The organism is Thermococcus pacificus (genome assembly GCF_002214485.1).
In the GTDB taxonomy this organism is placed as follows: Archaea; Methanobacteriota_B; Thermococci; order Thermococcales; family Thermococcaceae; genus Thermococcus; species Thermococcus pacificus.
In genome coordinates this window covers 865,109-879,552 of sequence record NZ_CP015102.1, presented here as the reverse complement: position 1 = coordinate 879,552, position 14,444 = coordinate 865,109, and the positions used below count along the sequence as shown (strand labels likewise).

Annotated in this window: 11 protein-coding genes; 6 read left to right on the top strand and 5 right to left on the bottom strand. The window is 54.3% G+C overall.

The window, feature by feature from the left end; genetic code table 11:
• Positions 1–7: 7 nt before the first annotated feature.
• From A3L08_RS04925 to A3L08_RS04915, 3 genes are all read left to right on the top strand, one after another.
• On the top strand, positions 8–1,264 hold the full coding sequence (locus A3L08_RS04925; RefSeq protein WP_088853960.1) for an MFS transporter: 1,257 nt from the start codon (positions 8–10) through the stop codon (positions 1,262–1,264).
• The gene (locus A3L08_RS04920) at positions 1,261–2,127 is read left to right on the top strand and encodes an alpha/beta hydrolase (RefSeq protein ID WP_088853959.1); all 867 of its coding nucleotides are present in this window, start codon (positions 1,261–1,263) and stop codon (positions 2,125–2,127) included. Before A3L08_RS04925 ends, A3L08_RS04920 begins: the two co-directional genes overlap by 4 nt.
• Before the next feature lie 151 nt (positions 2,128–2,278).
• Entirely contained in the window at positions 2,279–3,115 is an 837-nt protein-coding gene (locus tag A3L08_RS04915) for a DUF2334 domain-containing protein (RefSeq protein WP_232461773.1), read from the top strand.
• On the opposite strand, the gene A3L08_RS04910 is transcribed toward A3L08_RS04915, so the two are convergent.
• The 4 genes from A3L08_RS04910 to A3L08_RS04895 all read right to left on the bottom strand — a co-directional run bounded on the left by A3L08_RS04910 (position 3,053) and on the right by A3L08_RS04895 (position 6,588).
• Positions 3,053–3,739 (bottom strand): ABC transporter permease, encoded by a 687-nt coding sequence (locus A3L08_RS04910; RefSeq protein WP_335755218.1) that lies wholly within the window; start codon positions 3,737–3,739, stop codon positions 3,053–3,055. The genes A3L08_RS04915 and A3L08_RS04910 overlap by 63 nt on opposite strands.
• A 321-nt stretch (positions 3,740–4,060) precedes the next feature.
• Positions 4,061–4,678 carry a dTMP kinase gene (gene tmk, locus A3L08_RS04905; RefSeq protein ID WP_088854893.1) on the bottom strand — a complete coding sequence of 206 codons (618 nt, stop codon included), beginning with the start codon at positions 4,676–4,678 and terminating at the stop codon, positions 4,061–4,063.
• 106 nt (positions 4,679–4,784) lie between these two features.
• Complete coding sequence (locus A3L08_RS04900) at positions 4,785–5,492, bottom strand: phosphohexomutase domain-containing protein (RefSeq protein ID WP_088853958.1); 708 nt, start codon at positions 5,490–5,492, stop codon at positions 4,785–4,787.
• A 10-nt stretch (positions 5,493–5,502) separates the two neighbouring features.
• Positions 5,503–6,588, bottom strand: coding sequence for a sugar phosphate nucleotidyltransferase (locus tag A3L08_RS04895; protein WP_088853957.1), 1,086 nt, complete (start codon positions 6,586–6,588; stop codon positions 5,503–5,505).
• A gap of 142 nt (positions 6,589–6,730) precedes the next feature.
• Here A3L08_RS04895 and A3L08_RS04890 point away from each other — a divergent pair, with 142 nt between their 5' ends.
• The 3 genes from A3L08_RS04890 to A3L08_RS04880 all read left to right on the top strand — a co-directional run bounded on the left by A3L08_RS04890 (position 6,731) and on the right by A3L08_RS04880 (position 12,605).
• Positions 6,731–8,605: a phosphoenolpyruvate carboxykinase (GTP) gene (locus A3L08_RS04890; protein ID WP_088853956.1), complete on the top strand. Its 1,875-nt coding sequence runs from the start codon at positions 6,731–6,733 to the stop codon at positions 8,603–8,605.
• A gap of 99 nt (positions 8,606–8,704) precedes the next feature.
• A complete protein-coding gene (malP, locus tag A3L08_RS04885) occupies positions 8,705–11,197 on the top strand; it encodes a maltodextrin phosphorylase (RefSeq protein ID WP_088853955.1) in 2,493 nt (830 codons plus the stop codon).
• 124 nt (positions 11,198–11,321) lie between these two features.
• Complete coding sequence (locus A3L08_RS04880; protein ID WP_088853954.1) at positions 11,322–12,605, top strand: sodium-dependent transporter; 1,284 nt, start codon at positions 11,322–11,324, stop codon at positions 12,603–12,605.
• Between the two features lie 51 nt (positions 12,606–12,656).
• Here the strand turns inward: A3L08_RS04880 and A3L08_RS04875 are convergent, their stop codons facing one another.
• On the bottom strand, positions 12,657–14,375 hold the full coding sequence (locus tag A3L08_RS04875; protein WP_088853953.1) for a glutamate--tRNA ligase: 1,719 nt from the start codon (positions 14,373–14,375) through the stop codon (positions 12,657–12,659).
• Positions 14,376–14,444 lie beyond the last annotated feature (69 nt).

The window sequence follows — 14,444 nt, the reverse complement described above, 5'->3', positions numbered from 1 at the left end:
TGAAACCGTGGAAAGGAAGGGATTCAACTGGGGTGTTGTGCTTGGACTTGCTCTGCTCGGCTTCAGCAGGAGCATGGGGTGGGCCCTGAACAAGGGCTTTTCCTTCCCCCTGCTCTCCGATTACACCACTTCCGCCTTTGTTAAGGGTAGCATCCTCGCCCTCGAAGGATTTATTGGCCTGCTCGTCCCGCCGCTCCTCGGGTATTACAGCGATACCCTGAAGTCCAGGCACGGCAGGAGGAGGCCCTTCATCTTCATCGGGGGCGTCCTCGCGGCGCTGGCGACGCTCATGATATGGACTGCCTACAGGATGGGCGTCCCGCTCTGGGGTTTTGCCCTGACCCTTGCGTTCCTTTACTTCTCGCTTCACCTCTACACGGCCCAGTTCAGGGCCCTGATGCCTGACACGGTTGAGAGCGGGCAGCGCGGGAAGGCGAGTGGAGTAATTACCCTCCTCGAGTGGGCGGGCAACCTGTTCCTCTTCGGCCTCGGCGGCTTTTTGGTGGCAAAGTACGGAAAGGACCACATTGGACCCTTCGGTCTTACTGCTCTGTTCCTCTTCATAGCCGCTGCCTTCGTCTACTACAAGGTCAGAGAGCCGGATGCACCTGAGATAGAGGAGAACGAGAGCCTCACCGAGTACGTGAAGAGCATATTCACCATGAGGGACTTTCTCAAGTTCTACACGGCCCAGATACTCTGGTGGATGAGCTTTGAGTTCATAGCGATCTTCCTTTACGGGATACTGGCTTTCATACTTTACGGCTCGGCCACACAGGAGAACATAGACGCGGTCACCTCTATGGGCCTCTACCTCATGGCCCTCTTCAACGTCGCCGTCCTGCTCGGTTCCCTACCCGGCGGCTACATCTACGATAAAGTGGGCAGGAGGCTCAGCATAATCCTCGGCGGTCTTATCTTCGCCCTCCCGCAGCTCTGGGGCTGGTTCATCCACACTGAGGCACAGATATACGCCGCCCTTCTGGTGGCCGGAATCGGATGGGGCGCCCTCATAGCGGCTTCATATCCGGTGGTCGGTGACCTGCTCACAAAGTTCGAGAAGGAGGCCTTCACCGGCCGCTACTACGGAGTCTACGAGGCCACCAAGTCCATCCCCGTCCTTCTGGCCGGAACGATAGGAGGGGCCATAGTTGACCTCGCGGGCGGCAACTACCGCATCCTCTTCCCCATCGGGGCGGTGCTGGTGCTCATAGCCATGCCCCTCATATGGAGTATGAAGGAGCTTGAGGTGAGCGAAAAATGATCATTGAAGTCTTACTTCTTGTTATTTTCCTCTTCCTTGCCTTCTCGGCCTTCGTTGGGTATAAGATGGTGAAGCCGCCGAGGCTCATCGGGGACTGGACGCCGAAGGACCTCGGCTTCGACTACGAGGATATCACATTTGAGACCGAGGACGGGCTAAAGCTCAGCGGCTGGTGGATCCCGAACGGGAGCGATAAAACGGTCATTCCTCTCCACGGCTACACAGCGAGCAGGTGGTACGAGCTCTACATGAAGCCGACCGTTGAGTTCCTTCTCAAGGAGGGCTACAACGTCCTCGTCTTTGACTTCAGGGCACACGGAAAGAGCGAGGGAAAGTACACGACTGTCGGGGATAAGGAGATTGCAGACGTTAGGGCGGCCGTGAAGTGGCTGAAGGAAAACCACCCAGAGGAAGCGAGGAGAATAGCCCTCGTAGGTTTCTCAATGGGTGCTATGCTCACCATACGCTCCCTCGCAGAGATTGAGGAGGTCTGCTGCGGCGTCGCCGATTCGCCGCCCATGGATCTCGATAAGACTGGTGCAAGAGGCCTCAAGTACTTCGCCGGCCTTCCGGAGTGGCTCCACGTCTTCGTCAAGCCCTTCACAAAGCTCTTCAGCGGTGGGAAGGAAGTCAACCCGATAGAGTACGCGGACAAAGTAAAGAAGCCGCTCCTCCTAATAGCTGGAGAGAAAGACCCGCTCGTCACGGTGGAAGAGGTTCGGGAGTTCTACGAGCGCAACAAGGCCATAAACCCGGATGTCGAGCTCTGGGTGACTGACGCTCCCCACGTAAGGACGCTCAAGCTCCACCCTGAGGAGTGGAAAGAAAAGGTCCTGAACTTTTTAACTCGGCATTTGAAATGATTTCCAATCTTTTCTTGGGTGGGAACGGTTTCTGAAACCGTTACAGAAAAACGCTTTTATTGGGATAAATTGTAAAATTATTTGGTGAACCTGAGTGGAAAGTCGTAACGTCTATTGGCTAAAAATTGGACTAATTGTGGCTATAAGTGTTATGATGTTCATGGCCACTGTCTCGGGGATTCAGGGAGAAAAGCCACTAGGAATTCCCTCAAAGTTCTTGGGGAACGAAGAACCTAACGCTGAACACAAGCCGAGTGAACTTGGCTCAGACATAACACAGGCCCAAGAGCGCGCAGAGCTCATTATCCTCGTGCACGACGTCAGCCCCGTTTATGAGAACGAGCTGAAAGAGCTCTTGGGCATAATCTCCCACTACGGCTTTCAGAACGAGACCTACCTCTTCGTTATCCCTAATCACGGTGGAAAGATGCCAATAAATGACTATCCAGAGTTCGTGGCCTTCCTGAGAAACCTGAGTAGCGAGGGCTACCACGTGGAGCTTCACGGCTACGACCACATAGGGGACGAGTTCAACTGCGGGCGTGGTGAGGCGGAGAGGAGGCTTTATTTGGGTCTGAAAGAGCTCGAAGATGCCGGCTTTGTGCCAGAGTATTTCATTCCGCCAAGATACTCACTCTCGGAGGATGCACTGAACGTTCTTCTCTCCCATAATCTCACCGTCATCGGGAAGGACTTCATCTACCTGACTAATGGCACCATGAAACCCATTATCAATCGCGAATATACGTGGTACATCCCGCGTTTTTTAGTTGACTACCAGCTGGAGAGTGCTGAAGAAAGCTACAAAAACACAAAGGGAACCTTCTTCCTCTCCATTCACCCTAAAGCTGCCAACAACGAGGCCGGACTGGAGTTCCTGAGGAAGTTCCTTGAGTTCGTGAGGAAATATAAAACAGGCCTAGGCTCACTGGAGTCTCCTAACGGCCCAGTTGTAGAGGAGCACCGCTATCAGGAGCATTCCGAGTGAGCCAGCGGCGAGCCACACTATATCCGGGAGCACTTCACGTGGGGGCCTGGGGTAGAGCTCCAGCAGGCGGAGGTCTTTCAGCGCCCTTCCGAGCGGGAAGTAGTTCGCTATCGGCTTCGCCCAACCTGGGAGTACGCTCTCCGGGATGACGATGCCTGCTAAGAAGAGGAGGGGCATTGAGATGAGGTTCACGAGAGCATTGGTGGCCTTCATGCCCCTCGTTCCCATCGCTATTGCGAGGCCAAGGCTCATCGAAAAGACCGCCGCGAGCACGATGATGCCCCAGCCGGCCAAGCCAGGGAAGACGGTCTCACCGAAAACCAGCCTGTAGTAGCTTATACCTATCAGTATGCTCACCGTTATCACCGTGAAGGTCGAGAGCATCTTGCCCACGAGAAAGTCCCAGGCCGTTGCTGGGGAAGCCGCTATTCTCCTCAGCGTACCCTTCTCGATCTCCTCGAAGACCAGACCCGAAACCGTGAGCATGGTCGTGAAAAGGAATTGAATGCCGATGAAGCTCGTCACGTAGAACTGTATCGGCGAGGGCATTTCGCCCTTCACCCGCTCCTCGTGGAGGTCAAAGGGGTTGATGAGGCCCACCAGGTAGGCCTTCATCGTGTCCATAACCCTCAAAGAAACTCTCAATCGCCCTGAACCTCTCAACGGCTCTCTCATCGTTCGGCTCCATCCACCACCGGAAGTGGCGGTAGAACTCCTCCAGACCTCACCACCGTAAAAAATGCATGAAGCCAGTTTTAAACGTTTGGCCTCGGCTAACCCTCTTTTCCTCACCGCTCAGCGTGGCTAACGCTCGTCATCGGCCGGGAGAATTTTGGGAGAACATTTTAAAAAGCAACCGCCGAAGGGAGAAGGGGGATGAAGAGCGTTTACCGGTCTGATTCGCTACCGGATGAAGAGACTGGCACTGGCTGACCCCAAAGCGGCTCACTTCTTTAGGAGCTCGTGCTCCACGAGCGCGACGATGTCGTTGTGTATGTCCTCGACGCTCGCGAGGGCGTTGACGATCCTCATCTCCGGGAAGCGTTCGGTGAGTTTCAGATAGTTCTCGCGCACCTTCTTCTGGAGCTCGGCTATCTTGTCGAACTCCGTCTTTATGCTCCTGCCGTTTATACGCTTCATGCTCTCCTTGACCGGCAGGTCGAGGAGTATCACGAGGTCTGGTCTCACCGCAAAGCGGTTCAAGTCTATCAGCCACTCAAGGTCCAAGCCGCGGGCCCACTGGTAGGCGAGCGATGAGTAGAAGTACCTGTCGGATATCACGATTTTACCTGCCTCGATCGACGGCTTAATCAGCTTCGCCACGTGTTCCGCCCTGTCTGCCGCAAAGAGGAGCGCCTCGGCCTCGTGGCTTATCCTGGCACCGTCTATTATGCCTTCCTTCCCACCGGTGAGAACGAGCTTTCGAATGAGCTTTCCAAAGGCTGTGTCAGTGGGTTCCTTTGTCAGAACCACTTCGTATCCCCTTTCTTCAAACCACTTCGCAAGAAGCTTTGCCTGGGTTGATTTGCCGGCGCCATCGATTCCCTCGATAACAACAAACATTCCCACAGGTGTCACCTCCAAAATGAACGGAGGGGATGTCGGGAAGTACCTTTTTAATGCTTTTCCGTGAGGATTTTTTAAAGAGTTTTAAAAAATAACCGAAAAATCAAAGGTTCTTCTTCATGTGATCAAGGAGCTTCCACATGCTTCCAAACTCGAGTTCCTCACCTTCCCTGTAGAACTCGACCACTCCTTCGGGCCTGAAGCGCAGGCCGAAGTCGTAGTCTCCCTTGCTCAACTTGTGGAGGAAGACCTCCTTCGGCTTGGGTGGGAGGTAGCTGGTCATCATGTCGTTGATCAGCTCGACCTCGAAGCCGAAGTGATCGCTCATGCGCGGGAAGAAGAGCACAGCGGGGGTGTTCATAGCGTCCACTAGAACCTTGCCCCCAACTTGGAAGTTATAGTGCTTGAAGACCTCGTGCAGGAAGTCGTCGAGGGCGTTGGGATAGTAGACGGTCGCGCCTATGTCGTTCGGGTGGGCCTCGATGAAGCTTCTGCTCTCTAGTATTGCCCCTATCTCGTCGCTGTCGATGCCGCTGACGTAAACGCGGACGCCGTTGTGGTAGTAGACGTACGCTAACGGAAGGCCCTTCCGGTGGGCGAAGTCTTTGAGCGCTATGAGCGGGATGAGGCGGACGTCCATTATCGTCGAACCAGTGCTGACGATTCCCACAACCATAGCTCTCTTTCCGTACCTCGATATGGCCCTTCCGTCCCTTCCGACTATTATCGTGCCGTGAGATATGGTCCCTATGGCCCTTCCAAGGAGGGCCAGCTCCTCCGGGTTGAACCTTGGGGAATGGTATACCTCCATTTTCACCACCTCAGTCAGGCAGTACTATACTCTCCTTTCCAATCCTCGACTCCACCCATATCTTGACGTTGGAGCCGATCTTGCTGAAGTCCTCGATGAGCGTGTTGTCGCCTATGACACTTCCAGGCTGGATCACAACGCCCTTTCCAATCCGGACGTTTTCGCCGATTATCGCTTCCCTTATCTCGGCACCGTCCCCTATAACAGCGCCTGAAAATATCACCGAACGCTCTATTTTAACGTTTTGGCCGATCTCAACGTTGTCGCCGAGAACCGCAAAGCCTCTGACCTCGGGCTGCCTCAGGATGCATCTCCTGCCGGTAACGACCGCCCCGCCGTACTCGAGGTTGCCCTTCAAGCTCTCGGTTCTCAATCCTGGGAGGATTAATCGGCCGAGGAAAACGTCCTCAGTCGCCTGGAGATAGCTCGAGGCCCTTCCCACGTCGTTCCAGTACTCACTGAACGGGAAGCCGTAGAGGGCTAAGTCGTTCTCCAGCATTCTCGGAAAAAGATCCTTGGAGAAGTCGAACTCCTTTGCCTTTGGAACGAGGTCAAAGGCCTCCGGCTCAAAGACGTAGATGCCAGCGTTGACGAGGTTGCTGAAGGCTTCTTCGGGCTTTGGCTTCTCCTTGAAGCGCAGGATTCTGCCGTCGTTGTCGATTATCGCTATGCCGTACTGGGTTGGGTCTTCCACCTGCGAGAGTGCTATCGTTGCAAGGGCCTTCTTCGAGCGGTGATAGTCGTAGAGCGCCTTCAGGTCGAGGTTAGTCAGAACGTCGCTGGAAACAACGAAGAACGTATCGTCCATGTGCTTGACCACCTTCTTGGTGGCACCGGCAGTTCCGAGCTTTATGTTATCCTTGTTCGAGTAGTGAATCTCGATTCCCCATCTGCTTCCGTCTCCGAAGTATTCCATTATGCGCTCCTTCAGGTAGCCGACGAGGACGTAGACCTCATCGACGCCCGCGTTGATGAGGTTCAGCAGGGCATATTCCATTAGGGGCCTGTTGAAGAAGGGTATCATGGGCTTCGGCCGGTATACCGTCAGCGGGAGAAGCCTCGTCCCCCTGCCTCCTGCGAGCACTACCGCCTTCATTGTGCGCACCACCTCAATGTATCACTCCCAGTTAATATATTTTGCGATGCCATCACCACTGAACTCATAGATGCATCAACGTACTTAGTTACTCGACAAACTATTTTAAGGCATCGCTCAACTCTTTTTTGGAGGCGATACCATGGAACCCCTTGAGAGGCTTGAAAAGCTCCTCGATAAAGAGCAGTTCGAGAAGATAAAGGCGATAGACAACCCTGAGCTGCACGCTTTTCTGGCGGAGTGGATTGAGTGGCTCGAGCCGGATAAGGTCTTCGTCTGCACAGACAGCGAAGAGGACGAGCAGTACGTCCGCTGGAAGGCCCTCTACTACTGCGAAGAAAAGATGCTCGAAACACCGAACCATACCGTCCACTACGACAACTACTACGACCAGGCGAGGGACAAGGCCAACACCGCCATCCTCCTGTCGGGTGGGAAGAAGCTCCCCTACATAAACACCAAGGACAGGGACGAAGGCCTGAAGGAGATACGCGAGCTCATGAGGGGCGTTATGAAGGGCAAGGAGCTCTTCATTTGCTTCTTCGTCCTCGGACCTAAAAACTCAATCTTCACGATTCCGGCCGTCCAGCTCACTGATTCCGCTTACGTTGCCCACTCGGAGTTCATCCTTTACCGCAAAGGCTACGAGGAGTTTAAGAGGCTTGGAAGGAGCGCAAGGTTCTTCCGCTTTGTCCACTCGACTGGAGAGCTGGACGAGAGGAAGACGAGCAAGAACCTCGACAAGAGGAGGATTTACATCGACCTCGAGGACGAGACCGTCTACTCAGTTAACACCCAGTACGGCGGGAACACTATAGGCCTCAAGAAGCTCGCCTTCAGGCTGACCATCAAGAGGGCCGTCGAGGAGGGCTGGCTCAGTGAGCACATGTTCCTCATGCGCGTGAACGGCCCGCACGGCAGGAAGACCTACTTCACCGGTGCTTACCCGAGCATGTGCGGCAAGACATCAACGGCCATGATAAGCTGGGAGAACATAGTCGGCGACGACCTGAGCTTTATCCTCCCGGTCAACGGAGTTGCCAGGGGAGCGAACGTTGAGAAGGGTGTTTTCGGCATCATCCAGGGTGTAAACCCCGAGGACGACCCGATAATATGGCAGGTTCTCCACTCACCGGTCGAGATAATCTTCTCGAACGTTTTGGTGAAGGATGGAAAGCCCTACTGGAACGACATGGGTGTTGAGATTCCCGATGAGGGAGAGAACCACAGTGGAAAGTGGTGGCGCGGAAAGAAGGACGCCGAAGGCAACGAGATACCTCCAAGCCACAAGAACGCGCGCTTCACAGTCTCGCTCGAGCACTTCCCCAACGCAGATTTGGAGGCCCTTGAGAACCCGTGCGGCGTTGAAGTCGGTGGAATGATATTCGGAGGAAGGGACGCAGACACCTGGCCGCCGGTGAGGGAAGCCTTCGACTGGGAGCACGGCGTCATAACCATGGGCGCCTCTCTTGAGAGCGAGACGACAGCGGCAACCCTAGGAAAGGAAGGAGTTAGGGCCTTCAACCCAATGGCCATCCTCGACTTCATGAGCGTCCACCTTGGCGACTACCTCAGGAACTACCTCGAGTTCGGCAGAAAGCTCAGGAAATCGCCGAAAATCTTCGCCGTCAACTACTTCCTCCGCGATGAAAAGGGCAACTGGCTCAACCACAAGCTCGACAAGGCAGTCTGGCTCAAGTGGATGGAGCTTCGCGTTCACGGCGACGTCGAGGCCATAGAGACTCCAATCGGCTACATACCGAAGTACGAGGATTTAAGAAGACTCTTTGATGAGGTTCTGAACAAAGAATACACGAGAGATGCCTACGAGAAGCAGTTCACAATACGGGTTCCGGAGCTTCTGGCAAAGATAGACCGCATTGAGGAGATATACAGGAAGCTCGATAACGTTCCCGAAGAGCTCTTCAGGGTTCTCGAAGAAGAAAGGAAGCGCCTTCTTGAGGCCAGGGAGAAGTACGGCGACTACATAAGTCCTTTCACTCTTGAGAAATCCTGATTCCCTTCTGTTTTCTTCACTTTCGTCACCTGCCGAGAGGCAGACTTTTTAAGGTCGAGGTTAAGTTGGTATCACTGTCGATGATATAAGGTGGTTGCCATGGCGGACGTTTCCCACGCAGTTGAGGATTCAATAAGGGCGAAGCTCCCCTATCCGCTGGGAGATCTTGCAGATCTGGCGTATAATTACTGGTGGAGCTGGAACAGGCGTGCCACCAAGCTCTGGGAGTACATAGATCCCGAGCACTGGCGTGAATACAAGAACCCGGTCAAACTCCTTCTGGACACGCCAGAAGAGAGGTTCAGAGAGCTCCTCAAGGACGACGACTTCATGAACCTCTATGAGCTCGTCATGGACCAGTTCACCGCATACATGAACCCGAGATCAACATGGTTCTCGACCAACTACCCCAAATGGGACAAGCCGATAGTCTATCTCTGCATGGAGTACGGCATAAGCAAGAGTCTCCCGATTTACTCCGGTGGCCTCGGAATCCTCGCCGGAGACCACGTCAAGACTGCCAGTGACCTCGGCCTTCCGTTCATAGCGATAGGCCTCCTTTACAAGCACGGCTACTTCCGCCAGGAAATTGACGAGAACGGGAGGCAGAGGGAGATATTCCCCGAGTACAGGCCAGAAGAAATGCCAATAAAACCCGTTCTGGGCAAAGACGGAAAACCTCTCCTCATTGAAGTTCCAATTGAAGACAGGATAGTCTACGCGAGGGCCTTCGAGGTCAACGTCGGTAGGGTCAAGCTCTACCTCCTCGACACGGACGTCCCCGAGAACAGTCCAGAGGACAGAACGGTCTGCGACTACCTCTACAACGCCGAGATGGACAAGCGCATAAAACAGGAGATCCTCCTTGGAATCGGCGGAATGAGACTGCTCAAGGCTCTCGGCATCGAGCCTGGTGTAATCCACCTCAACGAGGGACATCCCGCCTTCGCCAACCTTCAGAGGATAGCATGGTACACGGAAAAAGGTCTCACCTTCACGGAAGCTTTGAGCATCGTCAGGGGAACGACCATTTTCACAACCCACACGCCGGTTCCGGCAGGCCACGACAGATTCCCTATTGAAGAGGTGAGAAAGAGGCTTTCAAAATTCCTTGAGGGGAGAGAAGAGCTCCTCGAACTCGGTCGCGAGGGTGACCAGATAAACATGACCCTCTTAGCCATAAGGACTTCAAGCTATGTCAACGGCGTAAGCCAGCTCCACGCGGAGGTAAGCAAGCGCATGTGGAAGGATCTCTGGCCAGGGGTTCCCCTCAACGAGATACCCATCGAGGGCATAACCAACGGCGTCCACACAATGACGTGGGTCCACAACAGTATGAGGAAGCTCTTCGACCGTTACATCGGCAAGGTCTGGCGTGAGCACACAAACCTTGAGGGTATCTGGTACGCTGTGGAAATGATTCCCGATGAAGAACTATGGGAGGCCCACCTCGAGGCAAAGAGGCAGTTCATAGAGCTCCTCAGAGAGAAAATAATGGAGAGAAACAAGAGACTTGGAACTGATGACCCAATACCGGAGATAGACGAGAACGCTCTCATAATAGGCTTTGCCAGGCGCTTTGCAACCTACAAGAGGGCAACACTCATCCTGAGCGATCTCGAGAGGCTGAAGAAGATACTTAACAACCCAGAAAGGCCAGTGTACATTGTCTTCGGTGGAAAGGCCCATCCACGCGATGAAGCTGGAAAGGAGTTCCTGAGAAGGGTTTACGAGGTCAGCCAGATGCCAGAGTTCAGGGGCAAGATATTCGTCCTCGAGAACTACGACATGGGAAGCGCGAGGCTTATGGTAGCAGGAGTTGACGTCTGGCTCAACAACCCACGCAGACCGCTTGAAGCCAGCGGAACAAGCGGTATGAAGGCCGGCCTTAACGGTGTCCTCAACGCGAGCATCTACGATGGGTGGTGGGTCGAGGGCTACAACGGCAAGAACGGCTGGGTTATCGGGGAGGAAACCACCGAGCCTGAGACCGAGGAAGATGACGTGAAGGACGCTGAGAGCCTCTACACCCTACTCGAGGAGGAAATAATCCCGACCTACTACGACAACCGCGAGCGCTGGATATACATGATGAAGGAGAGCATAAAGAGTATAGCCCCGCGCTTCAGCACGCACAGAATGGTCAAGGAGTACATGGACAAGTTCTACTCAAAGGCCATGAGCAACTACATATGGCTCACGAGGGAGAACTACAGGGGAGCCAAGGAAATAGCGGCCTGGAAGGACAGGGTTACCTCGTCCTGGGACAGGGTGGAGATAAAAGAGGCCAAGGTTGAGGGCAGCAGGCTTGATGTCAGGGTTTACCTTGACGGACTCAAGCCAGAGGACGTCGAGGTTGAACTTTACTACGGCGTCAGGGCTCAGGGCTACGAAATAGAGAAGCCCCACATAGTCGAGCTCAGGCATCCTCAGGAAGTTGGAGAGGGCGAGTGGCTCTACGTTTACGAGGGCAACGCTCTCAGGCATCTTGGCGATCCCTGCTGGCACTACGCGGTGAGAATTCACCCGCACCACGAGAAGCTGCCCCACAGATTCCTGCTCGGCTTTGTAAAATGGAGAGACTTGATCTGAGCGTTACATGTTTTCATTTTTATCCTCCCTCTTGAAGTCCCCTTTGAGGGGGTGCCAGTCGGCGGGTAACCAAAATATTTTTAGCAGGGATTTCGCTAGTTGTTAGGACAATGGGGGTGTAATAATGGACGAGATCAAAAAGTGGACCCTCTACCTGGTATTTCTTGTCGCAGGTTTTGCCACAGGCGTCGGAAGCATAGCTCTGTTCCCGCAGTTCTGGCTCCAGTACGGCATCACCGGACTGGCAGTGCATCTGGTGTTCCTGGCGGTGCTGACTTATGTGGCCATACTTGAAGCCGAGGTGGTCATGAAGTCCGGTTACCACTTCGTCGAGCTCTATACTAAGGCTGCCAATCGGCCGGCGATGATACTCTCAATATTCGCCGTCATAGCAATGTTTCTATCATACTACACAAGCAACACGATGCTCTCGATACTCGGCCCTGTGCTTGGAACGGGTACAGTGGCGAGGCTCGTCGCCAAGATCCTAATGTTCGCCCTCGTATTCCTGATACTCACGAGGGCCAAGGAGAGGACATTTACCATAATGGCCCTTGGCTCGGTGTTCTTCTTCGTTGCGATTCTCGTGACTGCGGTAGCCTTCAAGACTCAGATACCTGAGAACGCGACCTTCCTCGGAATGGCAAAGCACATGCTCGTTGCCAGGCAAGGAATAACGCTCGCCATGGTGAGGGCCGCCGCCGAGAGGGCCATCTACGGAGTCGGCCTTGGAATGGCCTTCTACCTCATGCTGGGTAGCTTCATAAACGAGCGCTTCAACGCCAAGGTCATCATTGGCACCGGAGTTCTAGTCCAGCTCCTCATAGGCGTTATGTCAACGATAGTCGTCGTCTATGGACTGGCGCCAACTAGTCCCGAGAGGCTTTTAACGTACGTCTATGGTGGGGAGGAGGCTGCCCTTCAGCTATTGGGAGACCTGCCGGACATCTTGGCTGACTACCAGAGCCTGCTTGTTCTCATAGCAATATCAGGGTTCTTAGCCGGCCTCACCTCTCTGCTCCCAACGGCAGAAGTCGGCCTTCAGATAATTGAGCCCATTATGGGAATCAGCAGAACGAAGGCGGCCACCTACCTCGTTGGGATCTCTCTCCTGATAGGCATCTTTGACTCCCCGCCGACGATAGCGGATATGGTTCTCAAGGCAGTTGTCGCGGCCACGTTCTTTACACCAATATTCGAGCTCTATCCGGTTGTCAGAGAGAAGCTCTCGGCTCCAGCAATGGTCGCAGTCGGAGTAGCGGCGCTGGTGTTTGTGGTGGGAGGCCTCTACGCGTTCTTCGGCGTCTTCAAGGCCGGCGGAGTTTACATAGTCTCTGGAATACTGGCAGCCCTCATAATCCTCTTTGGCCTAATCGGCGACAGCCTGATGCCCCAGAGCTCTACCTGAGCTCTTTTCTTTTTGATTCTTTGCAGATAAAGTATAAAAGCAGGGAAGGCTTCACTTGTGGGCAAATATCGCCACGACCTTCTCAGGAGTAACTTCGTCGATCCTTACGAAGCCGAAGCGCTCGAACTGAACGACCTCGTCAACTTTAACCTCTGCATCGGCTTCAAGGAGGCCTTTCCTCACGAGAAGTTCGTCTCCATCCGGGACGAGAACCTCGCAGGCCTTGCCCTCGGTTACCCAGTGAACCATCCTCCAGCGGTTCTCCCTGGCTATCTCGTAGTCGACGCTGTGGAACTTAGCCTTGATGCCGTTCTCGCTGACTTCAACTACCTCGACGTTGAAGAGGTCTTTCAGGCGGACGAAGTTGCCCGGCCTGAACAGCTCCATGTCGTCCTTGGAGACGTAGACTGGTTTGCCTGGTTCAAACTTGAGCCTCCTAACGCCCCTCTCCAGGTGGTCCGGGTGGAGCGGTATCTCTGCTGTGAACTCCTCGGCTCCCTCAATGTACATCGGAATCGGGTCGGCGACGAAGAAGTAGCGGTTCGCTATCGGCTCGACTATACGCCTGTTTATCGCCGCCAGGTTGTCCCAGCTTATCGTGGTGTCGCTCCTCTTGAGGCCGACCTCTATGATGAGTTCCCTGATAGCCTCAGGCTGGATTCCGCGCCTCCTAAGTGCCCTAATGGTTCCAAGCCTTGGATCATCCCAGCCGAGGTATTTACCTTCCTCAATTCCCTTCCTCGTCTTCGACTTGCTGAGGATGACGCCCTCTATGCTCAGCCTTCCGTGGTGAACGGTAACTGGATACTCCCAGCCTAGGTAGTCGTAAACATACCTCTGCCTTGTCTCGTTCTCAGCGTGCTCCTGCCCGCGGAAGATGTGGGTAACTCCCAACTCGTGGTCGTCTATCGCTGACGCGAAGTTGTATAGCGGCCAGACGCGGTACTTGTCGCCGACGCGCGGGTGGTCCGGGTTGTCTATGATCCTAAGGGCTGGCCAGTCGCGAACAGCGGGGTTCGGATGCTTGAGGTCGGTCTTTATCCTGACCACCGCCTCTCCTTCCTTATACTCACCGTTGAGCATCTTCCTCCAGCGTTCGAGCTGAACCTCCACTGGCTCATCCCTGTGCGGGCAGGCGATTCCCTTGTCGCGGAGCTCGCGGAACTTCTCGGGCGGGCAGGTGCAAACGTAAGCCTTGCCCATCTTAATCAGCTTCTCGGCGTAGTCGTAGTATATCTCAAGCCTGTCGCTGGCGATGTGTATCTCGTCCACCCTGAAGCCGAGCCACTCCAGATCCTCATTGATCCACTCATAAAAGATGGGTTCGGGCCTCTTGACCTTCGGGTCGGTGTCGTCAAAGCGGAGGATGAACTTGCCGTCGTACATGCGGGCATACTCGTGGCTCAGGATGGCAGCCCTCGCGTTCCCGAGATGGAAGGCACCGTCGGGATTGGGAGCGAAGCGGGTAACGACCTTTCCTTTCTCCGCTTTAGGAAGTGGCGGGAGGCCTTTCTTTTCCTCCTTCTTTTCCCTCTTCTCCTCAAAGAACTCTGGGTAAATCTCGCGGAGCTTCGCCTCCTGCTCCTCAATGCTCAGGGCGTTAACTTTCTCAACTATCTCGTTGACGAGCGGGATTATCTCCTTGGCCTTTGGTCTTAGCTCGGGGTTCTCACCGAGGACCTTGCCTATAACGGCTTTTGGGTTTGCCTTTCCCTTGTGGGTGTAAGCGTTAACTAGGGCATACTTCCAGACCAGTGTCTCGACTTCCATCTTTCACCACCGGGGAGAGAAGAGACGGGGAAGTTATAAAGGTTAGTCTTTGGCTCTCCACATTCTGAA